Annotated in this window: 16 protein-coding genes; 5 read left to right on the plus strand and 11 right to left on the minus strand. The window is 70.9% G+C overall.

What is annotated here, in order from left to right:
• Positions 1-126: 126 nt before the first annotated feature.
• On the minus strand, positions 127-1,707 hold the full coding sequence (locus ABGB10_RS05205) for a Rieske 2Fe-2S domain-containing protein (RefSeq protein ID WP_347659711.1): 1,581 nt from the start codon (positions 1,705-1,707) through the stop codon (positions 127-129).
• A 198-nt stretch (positions 1,708-1,905) separates the two neighbouring features.
• On the opposite strand from ABGB10_RS05205, the gene ABGB10_RS05210 reads away from it, so the two are divergent.
• Positions 1,906-2,127 carry a DUF2631 domain-containing protein gene (locus ABGB10_RS05210; protein WP_088946662.1) on the plus strand — a complete coding sequence of 74 codons (222 nt, stop codon included), beginning with the start codon at positions 1,906-1,908 and terminating at the stop codon, positions 2,125-2,127.
• An 85-nt stretch (positions 2,128-2,212) separates the two neighbouring features.
• Here the strand turns inward: ABGB10_RS05210 and ABGB10_RS05215 are convergent, their stop codons facing one another.
• The 3 genes from ABGB10_RS05215 to ABGB10_RS05225 all read right to left on the minus strand — a co-directional run bounded on the left by ABGB10_RS05215 (position 2,213) and on the right by ABGB10_RS05225 (position 6,145).
• On the minus strand, positions 2,213-3,397 hold the full coding sequence (locus ABGB10_RS05215) for a DivIVA domain-containing protein (RefSeq protein WP_347659712.1): 1,185 nt from the start codon (positions 3,395-3,397) through the stop codon (positions 2,213-2,215).
• 31 nt (positions 3,398-3,428) lie between these two features.
• On the minus strand, positions 3,429-4,586 hold the full coding sequence (gene rlmN / locus ABGB10_RS05220; protein WP_269680629.1) for a 23S rRNA (adenine(2503)-C(2))-methyltransferase RlmN: 1,158 nt from the start codon (positions 4,584-4,586) through the stop codon (positions 3,429-3,431).
• Between the two features lie 104 nt (positions 4,587-4,690).
• Positions 4,691-6,145 (minus strand): phosphatidate cytidylyltransferase, encoded by a 1,455-nt coding sequence (locus ABGB10_RS05225; RefSeq protein ID WP_347659713.1) that lies wholly within the window; start codon positions 6,143-6,145, stop codon positions 4,691-4,693.
• Between the two features lie 382 nt (positions 6,146-6,527).
• Here ABGB10_RS05225 and ABGB10_RS05230 point away from each other — a divergent pair, with 382 nt between their 5' ends.
• Positions 6,528-6,971, plus strand: a complete 444-nt coding sequence (locus ABGB10_RS05230) for a hypothetical protein (RefSeq protein WP_347659714.1) — start codon at positions 6,528-6,530, stop codon at positions 6,969-6,971.
• Between the two features lie 77 nt (positions 6,972-7,048).
• Here ABGB10_RS05230 and frr read toward each other — a convergent pair whose 3' ends face one another.
• The 5 genes from frr to ABGB10_RS05255 all read right to left on the minus strand — a co-directional run bounded on the left by frr (position 7,049) and on the right by ABGB10_RS05255 (position 12,116).
• Positions 7,049-7,606, minus strand: coding sequence for a ribosome recycling factor (gene frr, locus ABGB10_RS05235; RefSeq protein ID WP_278137942.1), 558 nt, complete (start codon positions 7,604-7,606; stop codon positions 7,049-7,051).
• Positions 7,607-7,688: 82 nt separating this feature from the next.
• Positions 7,689-8,456, minus strand: a complete 768-nt coding sequence (gene pyrH, locus ABGB10_RS05240; RefSeq protein WP_347659715.1) for a UMP kinase — start codon at positions 8,454-8,456, stop codon at positions 7,689-7,691.
• A 161-nt stretch (positions 8,457-8,617) separates the two neighbouring features.
• Positions 8,618-9,445 carry a translation elongation factor Ts gene (tsf, locus tag ABGB10_RS05245; RefSeq protein ID WP_347659716.1) on the minus strand — a complete coding sequence of 276 codons (828 nt, stop codon included), beginning with the start codon at positions 9,443-9,445 and terminating at the stop codon, positions 8,618-8,620.
• Between the two features lie 134 nt (positions 9,446-9,579).
• Positions 9,580-10,482 carry a 30S ribosomal protein S2 gene (gene rpsB, locus ABGB10_RS05250; protein WP_347659717.1) on the minus strand — a complete coding sequence of 301 codons (903 nt, stop codon included), beginning with the start codon at positions 10,480-10,482 and terminating at the stop codon, positions 9,580-9,582.
• A 485-nt stretch (positions 10,483-10,967) separates the two neighbouring features.
• Positions 10,968-12,116, minus strand: a complete 1,149-nt coding sequence (locus ABGB10_RS05255; RefSeq protein WP_347659718.1) for a hypothetical protein — start codon at positions 12,114-12,116, stop codon at positions 10,968-10,970.
• Positions 12,117-12,462: 346 nt separating this feature from the next.
• Here ABGB10_RS05255 and ABGB10_RS05260 point away from each other — a divergent pair, with 346 nt between their 5' ends.
• From ABGB10_RS05260 to ABGB10_RS05270, 3 genes are read left to right on the plus strand one after another with little or no spacing between them, the layout of a single operon-like run.
• Positions 12,463-12,822 carry a YraN family protein gene (locus ABGB10_RS05260; protein WP_347659719.1) on the plus strand — a complete coding sequence of 120 codons (360 nt, stop codon included), beginning with the start codon at positions 12,463-12,465 and terminating at the stop codon, positions 12,820-12,822.
• A gap of 32 nt (positions 12,823-12,854) precedes the next feature.
• Positions 12,855-14,375, plus strand: a complete 1,521-nt coding sequence (locus ABGB10_RS05265; RefSeq protein WP_347659720.1) for a YifB family Mg chelatase-like AAA ATPase — start codon at positions 12,855-12,857, stop codon at positions 14,373-14,375.
• A complete protein-coding gene (locus ABGB10_RS05270; protein WP_347659721.1) occupies positions 14,372-15,568 on the plus strand; it encodes a DNA-protecting protein DprA in 1,197 nt (398 codons plus the stop codon). The genes ABGB10_RS05265 and ABGB10_RS05270 overlap by 4 nt, the downstream gene beginning before the upstream one ends.
• Here the strand turns inward: ABGB10_RS05270 and ABGB10_RS05275 are convergent.
• Positions 15,543-16,127 (minus strand): hypothetical protein, encoded by a 585-nt coding sequence (locus ABGB10_RS05275; RefSeq protein ID WP_347659722.1) that lies wholly within the window; start codon positions 16,125-16,127, stop codon positions 15,543-15,545. The genes ABGB10_RS05270 and ABGB10_RS05275 overlap by 26 nt on opposite strands.
• Complete coding sequence (locus ABGB10_RS05280) at positions 16,124-19,849, minus strand: ALF repeat-containing protein (protein ID WP_347659723.1); 3,726 nt, start codon at positions 19,847-19,849, stop codon at positions 16,124-16,126. The genes ABGB10_RS05275 and ABGB10_RS05280 overlap by 4 nt, the downstream gene beginning before the upstream one ends.
• Between the last annotated feature and the right edge of the window lie 409 nt (positions 19,850-20,258).

Consider the following 20,258-nt stretch of genomic DNA (forward strand, 5'->3'; position numbering starts at 1 on the left):
CCCCGCCCGCCCGCCCCCCGCCCGCCCGGGTCGATCATGGAGTTGTGGTGATGGACAAAGGCAACTTAACGGTGCACAACGGGCACCATAACTCCATGATCGACCGAGTTGGGGGCAGGGCGCGGGTTAGATTGCGGACTCGCCGGCTGGGGCGGGGGCTTCCGCGTCCACCCGGTGGGCGCGCACCTTGTGGCCGACACTTGTCAGACAGCGGCCAGAGGGCAGGTCGAAGCGCCAGCCGTGCAACTGGCAGGTGAGCTGGTCACCGTCGACGATGCCGAAGCGGGTCAGGTCCGCCTTCAGGTGCGGGCAGCGCCGCTGCACCACCCAGTCGCCCAGGGTGATGTCCTCGGCGTCGGTGCTGCGCTCGTGCTCGTCGTACCAGCCCTCGGCGTACTGGAGACGCTCCTCGGACAGGCACTTGAAGAACGCGTAGACGAACTCGTTGTACTGGCCGATCCGGGCCGCCGAGAACCGGCAGGACAGGAAGAGCGAGTTGACCCAGTCCACCTCGTCGATGAAGAGCAGGTGCTCGATCAGCGACCGCTCGGTCCGGAACCGGTAGCGGACCTTCTCGTCGGCGTACGGCCGGACCTCCTTGCCCGGGAAGTCCACCACGATCGACTCGACGCTCTCGCCGTCGTAGCCGACCAGATCGAAGCGGACCGGACCACCCACGCCCTTGGCCAGGTAGATCGACTCGTCGAGCAGCGGCTCGATCCGACGCTTCATCTCGCCGAGGACGTCCACCTCGGGGTGCCGCCAGGACGCCTTCTCCGCCTCGATGATCGGACGCTTACGCTCCCGCATCTCCTCCAGGTGGGCGACCTTGTTCGCGAAGAACTCCTCCACCGGCACCGGGTGGGTGGTGCTCGCGCCCTCGGTGGTGACCTCGGCGACGCTGCCCGGCAGCAGCACGATCCCGTTGGTGCCGCCGACCTTCGCGTACTCCGAGAGGAACACGGACTGGTCGGGGAAGATGTTGCCCTCGTCGCCGTGGATGTCGTTGAACTGCCACAGCGCGTCGTCGAGGAAGCACGGCGGACCGGCGATCGGGAAGACGTGGTCGGCCTTCAGGTCGTCGATGTAGCGCCACGTCCGGTCGAACTGCCGGTCACGCTTCTGCTTGCCGAACGCGGTCTTCGCCGCCTGCGGCAGCTCGTAGACCATCGGGTACCAGATCGCGCCGGAGAACTGGAGCAGGTGCGCGTGCACGTGCCCCAGCTCGGCGAAGACGCTCAGGTCGGTCGGCCGGGCGTCGTTCTGGTTGAGCAGCCGCACCCCGTCGTACTCGACCCAGAGCGACGAGTCGCCGATCGGCCCGTCGGTCGGGCTGGTCAGCGCCTGGATCATGATCTTCAGGCCGCCCGGGAGCTCCACGACCTGCTCGTTGGGCGCCCTCAGGAACTTGGTGAAGCCCAGCGCCCGGAACTCGTCCTCCATCTCCGAGGTGGGGAACTCGGGGAGCAGGACGGTGGCGTCCTTGGAGATGAAGTCCCGCAGGTGCTTCGCGTCGAAGTGGTCCCGGTGCAGGTGGGAGACGTACAGGTAGTCGACCTGGCCCAGGCTCTCCCAGTCGAGGAGGGAATTGTCCGGGAAGGGGAACCACGAGGCGAAGTACGCCGGGTTGACCCACGGGTCGCACAGGATGCTGCCCGCGGCCGTGTCGATCCGCATGCTGGCGTGCCCGGTTCCGGTCACTCGCACCGCACAGTCCCCCTCAAACAGACAATCAGGTGTACACCAAACGCTACCGGAGCGAGTCTGACCGCCGCCCCGCGACGCCGGTAGTGCCGTCCGGCCCGGGCAGGCAGAGCCCGATGGCCAGGAAACCCCCACCTCGCCGCGCCGAGCGGGAGGCGTGCCAGACTAACCAAAGATCCGATCGCGAGGGAAGGACCGACAGTGGCAGGAAGCGAGCCGGTAACGTCGCCAGACCAGCACAAGCCCGGGCACCGCAAAGCCGGGCAGATCGGCGCGGTGCTGTCGGCGCTGGCGCTGCTGGCGATGATCTGCGGCAACCACGAGGGCAGGGTCGAGGACCTCTGGCTGATCGGCCTGGCCGCACTGCTGCTGATCATCGTGATCGGCGACATCGTGCTGCGGCGCAACGGTCTGCGCTCCTGACCCGACCGTCTGACAGGCGACCGACCGACGTACGCCGAGGGCCCGCCCCCACCCGGGGGACGGGCCCTCGTCCGTACGCGTCGGGTCAGCGCCCGAAGAGAATGTCCTGCACGTCCTTCAGCGCGGCGTCCACCTCGGCCTCGAAGTAGCCGCCCGGAACCAGCCCGAACCGAAGCGTGTCGAGGTCCTTCGGGTCGACCGGCATCGGATTGCGGCGCTGCATGCCGCCGAGCAGGGTCTCGAAGAACCGGTCCACCTGGTCCGGGTCGTACCCGCTGCCGAACCGACGGACCTGGAAGCTGCGGCGGATCTGGTCGACGCGGTACAGGTCGCTGCCGGGCGGACCGGCCATCGGCGGACCGACCATCGGAGGGCCACCCATCGGAGGGCCGGCCACCGCGGGCGGACCAGCCATCGGCGGGCCACCCATGCCCTGCTGGGGCAGCTGAGGCGGCCCGGCCGGGCCTCTGCGCATGTCACGCAGCTCCCGCTCGGGCATCCGGATCTCAGCGGTCATGTCGGTGCGGCCGTGCCGACCGGCCTCGAAGCCGTCGAAACGCGGCTCCTCCGGCGGGCCGTACCCGCCGGGCGCGCGCTGGTCGTCCTGGCCGTAGCCACCCGGCGCACGCTGGTCGTCCTGGCCGTAGCCACCGGGCCCGCGCTGATCGTCCTGGCCGTAGCCGGAAGGGCCGGCGGGGAGGCCACGCGGCGGAGCACCGTGTCCACCCATCGGACCGGGACCCATCGGACTCGGGCCCATCGGACCCCCGGGACCCATCGGGCCGGGGCCGGCCGGGCCTCGCGGGGCGTCGTAACCGCCGCGGGGGCCGTCGTACCCACCGGCGAAGGCGCCGGTCGGCTCGTCGAAGCGGCCGTAGCGGTCGGCGGGCGGGCCGGCCTGGGCGGGCATCGGGCGCGGCGGCATCGGCGGGGCCATGCCCCGGTCATCGCGCATCGGCGGCCCCATCCGGTCCGGTGGGCCCAACCGGTCACCCATCCGGGGGTCGACACCGCGCCCGGCGCTGTTGCGCTCCTCCAGCTCGGCCAGCTGCCGCTCCACCCGGTCGAGGTGCAGGTCGACCTGCCACTCGTCGTAGCCGTTGAACCGGACCCGGAAGACGACGTCGTGGACCTCCTGGGAGGCCACCGGCGCGCCGACCTGTCGGCCGTCGAGCGTCGCCTCGACCCGGTCGAGGAAGGCATCCACCTCGTCGACCTTGTATCCCCGGCGGAGCGCCTTGCGCCGGAAACGCTGACCCTGACTCGCCACTATGTCTCCTGGTCTCGTTCGCCACGCCCGGTCACGCCGGTGCCTCTCCGGCGCGGTCGGTGTTGGTGTCGTTGTCCTCGGCGGCGGCGAGCTGGCCACACGCGCCGTCGATCTCGCGACCTCGGGTGTCCCGTACGGTGGTGGACACCCCGGCGTCGCGCAACCGCCGGACGAACTCCCGCTCAACCGGCTTCGGGCTCGCGTCCCAGCGGCTGCCCGGCGTCGGATTGAGCGGGATGAGGTTCACGTGGGTCAGTTTGCCGGCCAGCAGCCGCCCGAGGAGGTCGGCCCGCCAGGGCTGGTCGTTCACGTCCTTGATCATCGCGTACTCGATCGACACGCGACGGCCCGTCCGGGCGGCGTAGTCCCACGCTGCGTCCAGCACCTCGGCTACCTTCCAGCGCTGGTTTACCGGCACGAGTTCGTCGCGCAGATCATCATCGGGCGCGTGCAACGACAGCGCAAGGGTCACAGAGAGGTCTTCGCTGGCCAGTCGGCGGATGGCCGGAACCAGACCGACCGTGGAAACGGTGATGTGCCGCTGGGACAGGCCGAGCCCTTCCGGAGCAGGGCTGACCAGTCGACGGATCGCCGCGATGACCCGGTTGTAGTTGGCCAGCGGCTCGCCCATGCCCATGAAGACGACACGCGACAGCCGAGGCGGGGACCCGGCGACCACGCCGGAGGCCGCCACCCCGGCCATGTACACCGCCTGGTCGACGATCTCCGCGGTGGACAGGTTGCGGGTCAACCCGGCCTGGCCGGTCGCGCAGAACGGGCACGCCATGCCGCAGCCCGCCTGGCTGGAGATGCAGACGGTGACCCGGTCCGGGTAACCCATCAGCACGCTCTCCACCAGCGCACCGTCGTGCAGCCGCCAGAGCGCCTTGCGGGTCGCGCCGTCGTCACAGGCCAGCTCACGCACCGGAGTGAGCAGCGTCGGCATCAACTGCTCGGACAACCGCTCCCGGGTCGCCGCAGGCAGGTCGGTCATGGCCTGCGGGTCCCGGACCAGCCGCCCGAAGTAGTGGTTCGACACCTGCTTGGCACGGAAGGCGGGCTCACCCAACTCGGTGACCAGCGCCTGGCGGCCGGCCAGGTCCAGGTCGGCGAGGTGCTTCGGCGGCATGGAGGCCCGGCGCGCGGCGGGGGCGTCCGAGATGGCGGGGATCAACGGCAGGCTCGTCATGGCTGGTCTAGTGTGTCACGCCGTCGGCGGCAGGTGCCGATCCGGAGGTGGCGAACGGGCCGCGACCGCCGCAGCCGGATGACCGGAACGCCGTGATCCATGCCTCAGTTCACCACCGGCACGAAGATGGCGAGGAACAGGTAGGCGGTCGGCACCGCGAAGAGGATCGAGTCCAGTCGGTCCATCAGACCGCCATGGCCGGGCAGCAGGTTGCTCATGTCCTTGACGCCGAGATCCCGCTTGATCATCGACTCGGCCAGGTCACCGAGGACCGCCGCGCAGGACACCGCCACCCCGAACAGCGCACCCCACCAGGGAGCCACCTCGAACATCAGCCACAGCAGCAACGCGCTGCCCACGGCCGCCGCGGTGACCGAGCCGGCGAAGCCCTCCCAGGACTTCTTCGGGCTGATCGACGGGGCCATCGGGTGCTTGCCGAACGAGACGCCGGCCGCGTACCCGCCGGTGTCGGAGAGGACCACCGCGACCAGGGTGGCCAGGATCCGCATCCAACCGTCGTCGGGGGCCGCCGCCAGCAACGCCGCGAAGCCGGCGAGGAACGGCACGTAGACGGCGATCAGAGTGGCGGCCGTGAGGTCCCGCTGGAAGCCGGCCGGACCGTCACCGAGCCGCCAGATCATCGTGCCCAGCACGGTGACCAGCAGCCCCAGGCTGAGCGCGTCCGGACCGGCGAACCAGGCCAGGCCCACGGTCAGCACCCCGCCGGCGATCAGCGGCACCAGGGGTGGGTGGGCCCCGCTACGCCGGACCGCCCGGGCCATCTCCCAGATGCCGATGGCGACGGCACCGGCGATCACCGGCAGGAACGCCAACGGGTAGAACACCAGCGGCACCACGATCAGCGCGCCGAGCCCCAGCCCGACCCCGATCGCCGCCGGGAGATTGCGGCCGGCCCGCCCGTTGCCCACCTGCTGGGTGGCCGGTCGATCGAGGCTGGCCCGACGCCGGCCCTTCGTCCGTCGACCGGCCGGCGGCTCCGGCTCGTCCGCCGGCTCCGGGTCCGGCGCCAGTTCGGCACCGATGGGCGCGAGCTGCGCGGTCGGGTATGCGTCGTCGTCGTAGCGGACCGGACCGTCGTACCGACCGGGCTCGTCGTACCGACCGGGCTCGTCGTACCGACCGGGCTCGTCGTACCGGCCGGGCTCGTCGTACCGCTCCGGTCGGGTGGGGGCGCCGTCCGGGCCGACCGGCGAACGATCGCCGTGCCAGCCGGAGCGGCCCCGGTCCTCGTACCGGTCGGGTTGGTTCCGGTCGTCCTCGTGCCGATCACGGTCGTCGAAGCGGTCGCGCCGGTCACGGTCGTCGAAACGGTCCCGGTCGTCCGGGCGCACCGCACGGCCGCGCTCGTCGTACGGGCCCGTCGGGTGCGGCTCGGCGTACGGCCGGGCGTGCGGGTCGGCGTACAGCTCGGGGCCTGCGGTGGGGCGGCGGCTCCACTGGCCGGCGTCCAGCTCCTGGTCGGGCCAGGGCAGCGCCACCGGGCGCTCCGGACGGTCCCAGCCGCGAGGCTCGCTGCCGTAGGGGTCGGGGCGGGACATCACACACCGCGACGGGGCGCGAGAACCACCACATGACGCACGACCACAAGCATCCCCTACAGGCGCGATGTTCCTCCGGTTGACCGCCCCGACGGTCGGTCGATTCCCGGGGTTCACCACCCGGTGGCCGGGAATCCTGCCGAGCCTACTGCACCCGCCGCGACGGCACGGCGGACGAGGGCACGCTGACGGGCCCCGCCCTGGTCGTCGGCCCGCGGGACGGCGGAACACACCCACCCGGTACGGCACCACGAGCGGAATCCGCAGCCATCGATCCGACCCGTCAACTGCCGGATCAGGAACTGAGTCGAGCACACCCGACGTGATCCGCTGGGAAAGTGCCGGCTCCTGCCGGCGCGTCCGACGGGGGAAGGGCACACACGTGTACAAGATCAGCCTGGCGGCGTTGACCGTGGCCGCCATCGTCCTGGCAGCGGGGTCACCGGCCGCCGCCGCCACGACAGGTACCAGGATCACCATCGACCGCCACGCCAGCGAGTTGTACCTGTTCGAACCGCCGCTGGCCGAGCCCGGCGAGGCGTACCCGGCGACCAGCGTCGACGCCACCGCCCGCAACTGCCCAGCCGGCCCGTACCTGATGTCGGCCTCGCTGGTGCAGGACGGCCTGCCGACCCTCTGGGCCACCTCGGGACGGGGCGCCGGCGAGATCCAGTGCGACGGCGGCACCGTCGCGCTCGGGATGGGCTTCGCCCGCAGAGAACCGGTGCTGCACCCGGGCAAGGCCACCGTCCGCTTCGCGCTGCGTGATCTGTACACCGGGGAGCAGTTGGCCGAGAATACCCGGACCGTCTGGATCCCCTGCTGACGTACGACGGACACGAGGCCCGTCCCCGGCGTCGGGACGGGCCTCGTGGCAGCTCAACCGCCGGAGCGGCCGGCGGGTCACACCTCGAGCAGTTCGGTTTCCTTGTGCTTGACCAGGTCGTCGATGTTGGCGACGTAGCGCTGGGTCAGGTCGTCGAGTTCCTTCTCGGCGCGGCGACCGTCGTCCTCGCCGGCCTCGCCGTCCTTGACGATGCGGTCCAGCTCCTCCTTGCCACGGCGGCGGACGTTGCGGATCGCCACCTTGGCCTCCTCGCCCTTGTGCCGGGCCACCTTGATCATGTCGCGGCGGCGTTCCTCGGTCATCTGCGGGAGCAGGATGCGCAGCTGGCTGCCCTCGTTGTTCGGATTCACCCCGAGGTCCGAGTCGCGGATCGCCTTCTCCATCGCGTTGATCTGCGAGTTGTCGTACGGCTTGATGATCGCCATGCGCGGCTCGGGGATCGCGATGGACGCCATCTGGGTCAGCGGGGTGGGCGTGCCGTAGTAGTCGATGATGACCTTGGAGAACATGGCGGGGTTGGCGCGACCGGTGCGGATGGCGCCGAACTCCTCCTTGGCGTGCTCGACCGCACGCTCCATCTTTTCCTCGGCCTCGAGGAGGGTGTCGTCGATCACCGGTCTCCTCGCCTCCTTCTGTGCTCGTCGTGGGCTCTGCTGAAAGTCGTCACACCGCCGCTGCCGTCGCCGACGGCGCGGCTCAGGCGGTGATCAGGGTGCCGATCTTGTCGCCACCCACCGCGCGGATGATGGTGTCGTCACCCTGCGCACCGAAGACCAGCATCGGCAGGCCGTTCTCCATGCAGAGGCTGAACGCCGCCGCGTCGGCCACCCGCAGGTTGCGGCGCAGCACCTCGGAGAAGGTGATCGAGTCGAGCTTGCTGGCGGTGGGATCGATCCGGGGATCGGCGGTGTAGACGCCGTCCACGCCGTTCTTGCTCATCAGCACCACGTCGGCCCGGATCTCCAGAGCCCGCTGGGCGGCCACCGTGTCGGTGGAGAAGTACGGCATCCCGGCGCCGGCGCCGAAGATGACCACGCGGCCCTTCTCCAGGTGCCGGATCGCCCTCAGCGGGATGTACGGCTCGGCGACCTGGGCCATCGTGATGGCGCTCTGCACCCGGGTCTCGATGCCCTCCTTCTCCAGGAAGTCCTGGAGCGCGAGGCAGTTCATCACGGTGCCGAGCATGCCCATGTAGTCGGCGCGGGCCCGGTCCATCCCGCGCTTCTGCAGCTCCGCGCCGCGGAAGAAGTTGCCGCCGCCGACCACCACGGAGACCTGCACGCCGCGGCGGACCACGGTGGCGATCTGCCGGGCGATGGCCTGGACGACGTCCGGGTCGACGCCGATCGCGCCGCCACCGAAAACCTCACCGGAGAGCTTCAGCACCACCCGGCGGGCCCGCCCCGGCGGCGGTGCCGTCGGATCGTCCATCGCCGCCGTCCGGTCACTCACAACCTGCGTCATCCGCCCCGCCCTTCACCACGCGCACGCCCCGTGCGGCGCGTACCGCGAACCTGCCGCTGCCGACCCTATGTGACGAGGAGGCCGCGGTGCCTGTCACGTACACCGGCGGCCTCCTCGTCGACGTCTCCTGCCCACGGGCGCCCACGGCGCCCGGTGACGGCTCAGGCCTGGCCGACCTCGAACCGCACGAAGCGGGTGATCTCGATGCCGGCCTCGGCCAGCACCTGCTTCACCGACTTCTTGTTGTCAGCGACGGACGACTGCTCGATCAGGACGTAGTCCTTGAAGAAGGAGTTCACCCGACCCTCGACGATCTTCGGCAGGGCCGCCTCGGGCTTGTTCTCCTCGCGGGCGGTCTGCTCGGCGATGCGCCGCTCGGACTCGACGATCTCGGCCGGAACCTCGTCCCGGGTGAGGTACTTCGGCCGCATCGCGGCGATCTGCATGGCCACACCACGGGCGTCGGCGTCGCCGGCCTCGTCGCTCTTGCCGGTGTACGACACCAGCACGCCAACGGCCGGCGGCAGGTCCTGGGCCTTGCGGTGCAGGTAGACGGCGGTGGTGCCCTCGACCTTGGCGAACCGGTTGAGGACCAGCTTCTCGCCGATCTTGGCGGACTGCTCCTGGATCAGGTCGGCGACGACCTTGCCGTCGAGCTCGCTGGCGAGCAGCTCCTCGGCGGTGTTCACGCCGGAGCGCTCACCGTGCTCGACGAGCTGCTGGGCCAGCGCGATGAACGACTCGGTCTTGGCGACGAAGTCGGTCTCGCAGTTGAGCTCCAACAGGGCCTTGCCGGAGTGGGCGACCAGGCCGTTGGCGGCCGTACGACCGGCCCGCTTGCCGACGTCCTTGGCGCCCTTGACGCGCAGGATCTCGACGGCCTTGTCGAAGTCGCCCTCGGCCTCGGTCAGCGCCTTCTTGCTGTCCATCATGCCGGCGCCGGTGAGGTCGCGGAGCTTCTTGACGTCCGCGGCGGTGATTTGGGACATGGCTCTCTCTTCGGTGTTGAGACGGCGTGTGGATGGTCAGAGGTGCCGGTTACCCGGATCCGGGCGGATGGTGCCCGGCGTACCGTCGCTGCCCCGATTCCGAAAGAACGGACGGCGGGGCAGCGACGGTGCGATCACTCCGCGGTAGCGGCTGCCGGCTGCTCGGTGGCGGCCTGCGCCGGCTGCTCCGCGGTGGCGGGCTGCTCGGCGGCGGCAGCGGCGGGCTGCTCGGCCGGGGCAGCCGACTCGTCGGCCTTCTTCGGCTCGAGCAGCTCGCGCTCCCACTCGGTCAGCGGCTCGTCGCTCGCGACACCCTCGGGCTTCTCGTCGTTGCCCCGGCGACGGCCGGAACGCGCGATCAGACCATCCGCGACGGCGGCGGCGACGACCTTGGTCAGCAGCTCGGCCGAGCGGATCGCGTCGTCGTTACCCGGGATCGGGAAGTCGACCTCGTCCGGGTCACAGTTGGTGTCCAGCACCGCGATCACCGGGATGCCCAGCTTGCGGGCCTCGTCGACGGCGATGTGCTCCTTCTTGGTGTCGACGATCCAGACCGCGGCGGGAAGCTTCTGCATGTCCCGCAGACCACCGAGGGTGCGGGTCAGCTTGATCTTCTCGCGGGAGAGCTGCAGGGTCTCCTTCTTGGTGTAACCGGCGGCGGTGCCGCTGAGGTCACCCAGGCCCTCCAGCTCCTTCATCCGCTGGAGCCGCTTGTACACCGTCTGGAAGTTGGTCAGCATGCCACCGAGCCAGCGGTGGTTGACGTACGGCTGGCCGACCCGGGTCGCCTGCTCGGCGATCGCTTCCTGGGCCTGCTTCTTGGTGCCGACGAACAGGATGCTGCCGCCCTCGGCGACGGTCCCACGCACGAACTCGTACGCCTTCTCGATGTAGTCGAGGGTCTGGCGCAGGTCGATGATGTAGATGCCGTTGCGCTCGGTCATGATGAAGCGCTTCATCTTGGGGTTCCAGCGCCGGGTCTGGTGCCCGAAGTGGACACCGCTTTCCAGCAGTTGGCGCATGGTCACGACGGCCATGGTTGGGGTGCTCCTCTAGATCCCTGGTTGTCACGCCCGGCCGGTGGCCGGGCGTCCTGGCGCCTGGTCGCCGGCCCATGGTGGGCCCGATCAAGATCGGGACCAGGGAGGCCGTCGCTCCACGACGATTCGTGAAGAGGGCGCGCGAGGTCGACCGCACGAGGCGGTCGCCAGTTGGCCAGTGTACGCCCCTCACCCGTTCAGCCGCCCCGGGGTGCGCTGCGCCGTCGCTTCCCGTTCCCCCGCTCGGTGGCTCCTCGCCCGATCGCTCGCCCGCCTTGGTCGCCTTGGTCGCCCGCCCGCTCGGCGCTTGCCGCTCGATCGCTCGCTCACCTTGATCGCTCGCCCGTTTGCTGCCTGATCGCGCAGGTTCATGGAAATAGTGGCCTCCGACGACGCGGAGGCCACTATTTCCTGGTTGTTGTGCGAATCTTCGGCCGCGACCGCGACAGGCCGGCGGGTCAACCAGCGGCGAGCGCGGCGGGTCAGCCAGCGGCGAGCGCGGCGGCGATGAAGAGCACCAGGCCGACCGTCAGGTAGGCCGTCGGTGGGCGCAGCCAGCCCCGGCCGGTGTCGGAAAGCGCCAGACCTCCGGTTCGGAGCCCGTAGAGCCCGATCGCGAAGATCGGCAGCCCGGCGACCAGGGCGATCCCCACCACGACGTTCCCGGCGTCCACCGGATCGCCGGTCACGCCCGCGAGCAGCACCCGCAGCGCGGGAACCTCGAAGATCAACACCAGCAGGGCGAAGAGTGCGGCCAACACGGGCCGACGGGTCCGGTAGACGCCGTCGGCGGCCGGCGGATACACCGGCGGCTCGCCGGTGGGCAGGTCGGGGCGGGGACCGATCCCCGGCATCGCGCCGGTCGGCATCTCCAGCGGATGCGGCGTCTCACCACCACCTCGGGTGGGCTCGATGATCGGGTACCCGCTGAGTGGGGCGGGGCGAGTCTGGTCGGCGAGCACGCCGGCCGGCGTCGCCGAACTGCCGGCCTCCTCGCGGCCGCCGGTCAGCGGCGCATCCGTTCCGGCCGGCTCCCGGGCGGCCCGACGACCGGGCAGCTCCCCGGAGGTCTCCGAGGGGTCCCGGACGGTGAGGGGTGCTCCTGTCCCGGCCGCCTCCCGGGCGGCCCATCGACCGGGCAACTCACCGGAGGTCTCCGAGGGGTCCCGGTCAGCCCGCCGCGACCGGGCGGCCCGGTATCCGTCGGTCTCCGGCCGAGCGTCCCCCAACGGGTCGACCGCGCCGAACCGTCCCGAGTCGGGCTCGCTCGCGCCGAACCGGCCGGACTGGGCGTCCACAGCACCAAAGCGACCTGGGTCCGACTCAGGCACACCGCCGAAACGGCCCGCGTCCACCGCGGTCAGCCGACCCGGATCCGACTCTGGCGCACCGCCGAAACGGCCCGCGTCCACGGCGCCGAAGCGCCCGGAGTCCGGCTCGCGGCGTCGGCCGACGCCGGTGTCCTCGACGGAGCGGCTCCCGTCGGGGCCATGCTGCTGCTCGGGAATCTCGCCGTCCCGGTACCGCGGTTCGCCCGCACCGCGCCACTCCGACTCGCCGTAACCGCGACCCCGCTCATCGGGGTACCAGCGCGACTCCTGATCTTCCGGAAAACTCCGTCGTCCGTCCACGTCAGGCACCGTATGCGACCAACCACGCCCGCGCCATTTCGGCCCGACCCCGCGGCCGACCGCGCACGGTAGACACGATCGGACGGGAACGCGCCCGGACCGCGCCGCCGCCGACGCAAGCGTTGATCAGGTGATGAAAAGTAGGTGCCCAGTCATCCCGGAAGCTACTTTCCATCACCTGATCATGGTGAATCCCGCCATGGCTGAGGGTCGCTGGCCAGTTTCGGCCGAGGCGCCCTAGCACGGCGCGGGCTTGATCATCTGGTTGTCCACAGGCCACCGGTTGTCCACAGGCGAGCCGTCGCGGAGTCGCGGCATCCGCACTCCGACGGGCACCGTGCCGTTCATGACGAAGCGGAACCAGGCAGTCGGCGCGTACGGGGAGCGGTGTGCCGTTCGGCACCTGACCGAGGCAGGGCTGCGCCCGGTCGCCCAGAACTGGCGCTGCCCGGCCGGAGAGATCGACATCATCGCCTGGGATGGGCCGGTGCTTGCCTTCTGCGAGGTGAAGACCCGCCGGAGCGACGACTTCGGCACCCCGGCCGAGGCTGTCGTGCCGGCCAAGGCCCGCCGGCTGCGAGGGCTCGCCGCGCGCTGGCTGAGCGAGACCGGCACGACCGCCGAGGAGGTGCGTTTCGACGTGCTGTCGGTGCGGCTGCCCGAGGCCGGCCCGGCACAGGTCGACCACCTCAAGGGCGCGTTCTGAGATGCGTACTCCGAAGGATCGGTGACGGCGTCATGAGCTACGCGAAGGTGCTCTGTGTCGGCCTGGTCGGGGTGACCGGCCACCTGGTCGAGGTGGAGGCCGACCTGGCCGCCGGCCTGCCGGCAGTGGTGATCTCCGGCCTGCCGGACACCGCCCTGCACGAGGCCCGCGACCGCGTCCGCGCCGCCGTGGTCAACTCCGGCCAACGCTGGCCCAACCGGCGGATCACCCTCAACCTGCTGCCCGCCACGCTGCCGAAGTTCGGCTCGGCCTTCGACCTGGCCATCGCCGCAGCCCTGTTGGGCGGCTCGGGTGAGCTGCCGCTGCTCCCCCTGGAGGGTGTGGTGGTCCTCGGCGAGTTGGGGCTCGACGGCACGGTCCGGCCGGTGCGCGGCGTGCTCCCGATGGTCGCCGCCGCGGCCCAGGCCGGCGTCGAGCGGGTGATCGTCCCCGTCGGCAACGCCGCCGAGGCCGCGGTCATCCCCGGGGTACGGGTGCGAGCGGTGGACCACCTGCACCGGCTGGTCGCCTTCGTCCGCGACGGCACCCCGCTGATCGAACCACCGGCGGCCGAACCGACGCCCGTCGTCGGTGGACCGGATCTCGCCGAGGTCGCCGGGCAGCAGTTGGGCCGGCGCGCGTTGGAGGTGGCCGCCGCCGGTGGGCACCACGTGGCCCTGCTCGGCCCTCCGGGTGCCGGCAAGACGATGCTCGCCGAACGACTGCCGTCGATCCTGCCCGAGCTGGACGACGACGCGGCGCTGGAGGTGACCGCACTGCACTCGGTTGCTGGGCTGCTGCCGCCGGGCGGCCGGTTGCTGCGACGCCCGCCGTTCCAGGCACCGCACCACACCGCGACCGTGCCCTCGCTGGTCGGTGGTGGCTCGGGGCTGGCCCGGCCCGGCGCGGTGTCGCTGGCCCACCGTGGGGTCTTGTTTCTGGACGAAGCCCCCGAGTTCAGCAAGGGCGCGTTGGAGGCGCTGCGCCAACCCCTGGAGCACGGTCGCATCCAGCTGAGCCGCAGCGGGGGCGGCACTGTCTACCCGGCCCGGACCCAGTTGGTCTTGGCAGCCAACCCATGCCCCTGCGCGAAACCGGCCGGCGACTCACATTGCGAGTGCACCGCGTTGGTCCGTCGCCGCTACCTGGGACGGATCTCCGGGCCACTGCTCGACCGGATCGACGTGCAGGTGCGGCTGACGCCCGTGCGGGCGGCGGAGTTGATGGCATCCCACGGCGACGTCGAGCCCTCGGCGACGGTCGCCGCGCGGGTGGCGGCGGCCCGACAGGCGGCAGCGACCCGCTGGGCGGGCCTCGGCCGAAGGCTCAACGCCGAGGTGGACGGGCCGCACCTGCGTCGACCGCCGTGGCGGCTGCCCGCCCGGGTCACCGCCGAACTGCGCGGCCGGCTCGACTCCGGCTCACTGTCGGCACGCGGCTTCGATCGAGTGATCCGGATGGCATGGACCATCACCGACCTGGACGGCCGAGACCGGCCAGACCAGGACGACGTGCGGGAAGCGATCCAACTCCGGACGGGAGAAGCGATGTGAGTGCCGACGAAGAGCGCAGGTTGGCCCGGGTCGCGCTGACCTGGTTGGCCGAGCCAGGCACCCGCGCGGTGTACCGGCTGGTCGAACGGCTCGGGCCGGTGGCGACCCTCGATCTGCTGCTCGACGGGGGCAGCCCGGACGGCTGGCTGCACAGCACGGTGGCCGCCCGGTTGGCGGGCGGCGACGCACGGACGGTGGCGGCCGAGGCGCTGGAGCGCGCCGACCGGCTCGGTGCCCGACTGGTCACGCCGGACGACGAGGAGTGGCCCGCCCGGGTTGCCGGCCTGGCCACGCTGCGTCTGCCGGACGTCACCCGGCGGGTGGACGTTGAGACCGCACCACCGCTCTGCTTCTGGGTACGCGGAGGCTGGCCGCTGGGCGAGGCCCTGGATCGTTCGGTGGCCGTGGTCGGGGCGCGGGCGGCGACCGGCTACGGCCAGCACGTCGCGACCGAGCTGGGATACGGGCTGGCCGAGCGGGACTGGACAGTCGTCTCGGGTGGCGCGTTCGGCATCGACGCCGCCGCCCACCGGGGAGCCCTCAACGCCGGCGGTTTGACCGTCGCGGTGCTCGCCTGTGGACTGGACCGGCCGTACCCGATGGGTAACGCGGCGCTCTTCGACCGGATCGCCGACACCGGGCTGCTGGTCAGCGAGTGGCCGCCCGGTGCCGAGCCGCTGCGGCCCCGGTTCCTGATCCGCAACCGGGTGATCGCCGCAGGCACCCTGGGCACCGTCCTGGTGGAGGCGTCGGCGCGCAGTGGCGCGACGCAGACCGCGCGGCGAGCCGTCTACTCCAATCGGGTGGCCATGGTGGTGCCCGGGCCGGTGACCTCGGCGATGTCCGTCGGCGCGCACGAGTTCCTCCGCGACAACCCCAAGACCCGGCTGGTCACCGGCGTGGCACACGTCCTCGAGGAGGTGGGCCGGATCGGCGCGGACCTGGCCCCGCCGGCGCGGGGCCCGCAGCGGCCCACCGACGCGCTCGACGACGACGCACAGTCACTGCTGGAGGCGCTGCCCCGCCGGGGTGCCCGGGGTGTGGACGCCCTCGCGGCCCGGGCCGGGCTCGACGTCCGCACCGCGATGCGCAAGCTGTCCCTGCTGGAGGAGCTGTCCATGGTGGTCCGTCGCGACGACGGCTACGCCCTTGCCTCCCTGCCAACCGTCACGAAGAGGGAGGGGCCGATCTGAGATGGACAAGTACGTCGCACTCCCAGACCGCCAGGTCCGCCGCGAAGCCTCTGCTGCCGGGGTCGGATGTGTCGAGGTACGGCTTCAGAGCGCCAGCCGCGGTGACCAGGCCGGCGGCTCGGAACAACCGACGTAGGTCGTCGGGGGCCAACTCGCGCCACTGCGGTGCGACGCGAACTGCCACCTCCGTTGGCATCGGCAGAGAGGCCCGGAATGCGGCAATCGCATGCCCGGGATCTAGCAGCGCGACCTCGCGGGTGGGGCCAGCGTGGCTGAGGGCAATGCTGGTCAGGAGCAGCCGCCGGACGGCCGCTTCGTGCGCGTCGATGCCGTTGGCGTGTTGGGTCCGCCGGAGCAGCACGTCGTAGGCGTTGGAGTGGGAGGGCCACTCGGCGAACGAAACCTCGGCGCCCTCCTGAGTGAGTCGCATCGTGAACAGTTGCAGTAAGCCCAACCATTCGTTGCCCGTCCAGTGGACGTGGTCGGGCTTCGAGGAGAGGAGCCAGGTGACGAGGCTCGACCGGTCGAGCCTCGTCACCTGCTTCCAGTCAGCAGTCACCGGAACAGGACACCGAGCTTCGCGAAGGCGTCGATGCCACGCTTCTTGGTGCCGGCGTCGGGTCGGTAGTGGCCGCTGTGTTCATCGATCTCAACTCCCCAGTAACCGTCGCGGGCGTTGCCGACCACGACCGCCTCGCCTGCGGCCAACACGTCGGCACCCCGAGTGAGGGCAGTGTGCGGAATTTCCTCATTGCCCCCGACGAATTTCGGTACGACCACGAGGGTGCCATCGGTCAGCACTGCCCACTTGACCTTACCCATCTCGGCGGTGTCCGCATTGATCGCGCGGTCGAACTCGGCCGTTCCCGGCCTGGTGGGCTTGACGCCCAATTCGTCGACGCGCCTCAGTTCCTGCTCCAGGAGATGGCCCATCTTGTTCGAGAACGGCGTGCACGCGTCATCGGCGGCGGCACTGGTCATCAGAGTGAAACCGGCGGTCGCGGCACCGACCACGCATCCGGTCTTCTTGAACCGCTTGAGCTGTCTCAACAAATCGGCCGCGCGTGCCCCACCGAACAGCTCTCCGGCGCCGGGGATCATCGCCAGCAGGCTCAGGGCAGCACCCTTGTTGTCACCGTTGAGCAGAGCAATGACCGCGTCGAGCCCGTCGCAGACCTCGCCGGCCACCGGGATGAATCCGCAGACCGCGAGTACGAGTTGGATGATCACCAAGGCCTGCTCGCGCTCGTGCGCGTTCTTCTCGTCGTAGTACTCCATCACCTGGTCGCAGATGTCCCGGTGCCCAAACTGCAGGGTGCAGGAGTTCTCGCCGTTCGCCAGGGCGTCAAGCAACTCGCCGCCGCTGCACTGGATGCCGTGCAGCTTGTACGCGAGGTTGCACTCCGGCAGCGGAGTCGGGTCCGCCTGACCAGCCGCACGGCGTGCCTCCTCCTCGGCGCGCTGCATGTCGATGCTGATCTTGACTGCCTCGGCAGCCAGTCGAGCAGCCTCCGCCGCGTCCTTCCCGGCCGCCTCGGCCGATGCCTGCGCGTCGTCCGCAGCCTTCTGCGCCTTGTTCGCCGAAGCTCGGGCTCGATACGAAGAGGCGGTCGCCTGCTTGGCGTAAACGTCCGCGTTGGCGGCTGCTTGAGCGGCTCGGGCGGCCGCTTCCCGGGCCGTCTGCGCGGATGCCGCAGCCTGGTTGGCGGACTGCCTCGCCTGCGTTGCCGCGTCCGCGGCCTCGACGGCATACCCCTCGGCCTGCTGCGCGGACGCGGCCGCCCGCTCGGCGTAGCCAGCCGCCTCGGAAGCCGCGTTGCGGGCCCGGGCAGCGGCCTCGGCGGCCTTCGCCGCCTCCTTGAAAGCGGTACTGGAATCGCGTGCGGCGTCCAGGATCAGCGCTCGGATCTTGGAAGCATGCGCCGCCGCTTCGGCGTCACGTTGCTCAGCCTTGAAGCGGGTAACGGTGAGGAAGTGCCGGATGGCGGATCGCGGCCCGGCGAGGGCAATTTGCCCTGCAGCCTTCACCTCGGGGCCACCCGCACTGATCGCCTGGGCCACCAGGATCCGATTGTCCGTCTCCGCCGCGGCGAACTGGCCAGAGGTCAGAAATGCCTGCCGATCGGCATCGGTGCCGTTGAGAGCGGCGTCGGCTGCCACTCTCGTGGCCGGCCCACCGGCGCTGATCACCTGGGCGATCTTCACCCGGTCATCGGTCTCCTTACCCGGGTAGGCGCGAGTACGGAGAAACGTCCGGACGTCCGCGATGGGCTTGGAGAGCGCCTGCTCGGCCGCCGTCTTCAGGGCCGGCTTCTCGGCACTGTCGGCAACGAGACCAACCTTCGCCCGATCGTCCTGCTCCGCCGCGAGATCGGCACCACTGGTCACGTACTGCACGACGTTGTCGTCATCGCCCACCAGTGCCCGCTCGGCAGCCGCCTTCGACCAAGGCCCGCCGCTGACCGCCAGTCGCGCTGCGGCTAGGCGTCCGTTGGTGACCACCGTCGCCCGTGGTGCTCCGGGAGCCCGTGCCTGCGCCAGCCACTGCGCCGTCTCGGCATCGCGGCGGGTCTGCTCCTCAGCGTCCCAGGCAGCCTGCCCGAGTCGCTTCTGTTCCTCCTGCCGCGCCAGGTCCGCCTCGAAGGTCGCCTGGTCGGTCAGGGCTGCCAACCGCTCGGCGTCCGCGACACGTGCCTGTTCCTCGACGAGCCGAGCCTTCGCCACTGCGGCCGCAGCCGCCTCTGCCGCCGTCATCGCGGCAGCTGCGTGCGCGGTCGCTCGGGCCGCCGCGTCCGCTCCCTGTCCAGCCTGGTCGGCGGCCTCATCGGCGGCCCTGGCCGCCGATTCCGCGTGGGCGGCGGCGTCGGACGCGAACCGCTGCGCGTCATCGGCTGCAGACGCAGCCTGACGAGCCAGCGTCTGCGCCGAGTTGGCGGCCCGCCTCGCGGCTTGGGCCTGGGTCCTCGCCTTGGCCGCAGCAGCCCGCGCCCTGGCCGCCTCAGCCTCCGACACTCCGGCCTGTCCGGCCGCTTCCATTGCCGCAGCGGCGGCCGCCTCTGCGTTCGTGACGGCACCGCCAGCAGCCGTGGCGGCATCTGCCGCCGCCCGCACGGCGACGCCCGCCTGCTTCGCCGCGTCGGCCGCCTTCCGGGCTCCAGCCGCTGCGTCCCGCGCCCGCTGCGCCGCCGCGCGAGCGTCGGCTGCCTTACCCGCGTCCAAGGAGGCCGCCGACGCCGCCGTCTGCGCCCGGGACGCCGCATCACCTGCTAACGCCGCAGCGTTCGCCGCCTTCGCCGCGGCCTGTGAGGCCACTCGGGCTGAAGCCGACGCGGCGTTCGCGGCACCGATCGCGGTCTGCGCCGCTTTCGCCGCCCGTGCCGCCGAGTCGGCAGCCCGCCCTGCGGCTGCGGACGCCTTGGCTGCCGAGTCCCGCGCCGCAGCCGTCTCCGCTGCCGCCCGTTCAGCCGCCGCCTTCGCCGCAGCGGCCGCCCGTACTGCCTGCTGCGCGGCGTCCTCGGCCTGCTGCGTCTCGGTCGCCGCGAGTTGGCTGGCCTCCTTGGCTAGACCGGCCAGCTGAGAGACGGTCAACAACTCGGCATCGCGGGCGCGAGCGACGTGTTGCCCGTACTCGATGAACTCGCGCATCTCCTCGGGCGCGCCGTTCAACGCACTCTGCGCCGCGGCCCTGACCTCGGGGCCGCCGGCCGCCATGATCTGCGCGACCCGGATCCGGTCGTCGATCGCCTGCGCGGTGAACTGCCCGGTGTTGAGGAATTCGGCAATGGCGTCGTTGCCGGCGTTCAGCGCGTTCTGGCCCGCCTGCTGGACACTGGGTCCGCCTACCGTGATCACGCGGGCTACCCGAACCCGTTCGTCCTGCTCCCAGTACGGCTCCCAGCCGCCCGCCAGGAACTTCTGACGGTCCACAGTCGTCCCGGCGAGGGCGGTCTGGGCTACCGGAGTCAGAGCAGGACCGCCCATGGCGATCATCTCCTCGATCCGCACCTTGTCGTCCTGGTCACCAGCGACACCCAGACCGGTACGCAGGAACTCGGTAACGTCCGCGTCAGAACCGACCAGTGCAGCCTGAGCAGCACGAGACACGTTGGTGCTGCCGTTGAGCATCATCCGCAGAACGGTCTGCCGCGCGCTGAATTCCGGTGCGGTCTCGACTGCCCTCGCCGGTGCGACCAAGAGTCCAGAAGCGACGACTCCCGCCAACATCGCTGTTCCGAGCCTCCGAAGGCGTGCCGGAGTCCGCCACCTACCAACCGTTCGCATACTTGTCCCCGATGTTGATCGTTGTTGAGCTGAGTCGCTCTGGCTGTGAAGTCGAGCCGACGAGAGGTCGGCGCATGGGGCGTCGGATCGCGGGGCGAGCACCCCTGGACCGACAATTCAGGCCCGGCCGCCGCACGATGTCGGGGAGGAGCCCGCAACGGGTTTGGCGGAGGAATCAGGCGTCGATGTCGCTTACCGAGGCGACCAGGTGGGCGGCAGCCCGATTCAGTAGGCGAATCGCCGAAGCATGGGAGGTGCCACTGAGGCACCCGTACGTGACCTCGACAGACAGATCGGCACTGGTTCGCGCATCTACCACTCCCCGTGATCGCGCGGCGTGCCCCCGCTTGGCCCACGGGACCCGTTCACCGGGATCCGCGTGTATGCCGCGTCGCGCTACATCCTTGAT

This window comes from Micromonospora sp. B9E7, from assembly GCF_039871815.1.
Classification (GTDB): domain Bacteria; phylum Actinomycetota; class Actinomycetes; order Mycobacteriales; family Micromonosporaceae; genus Micromonospora.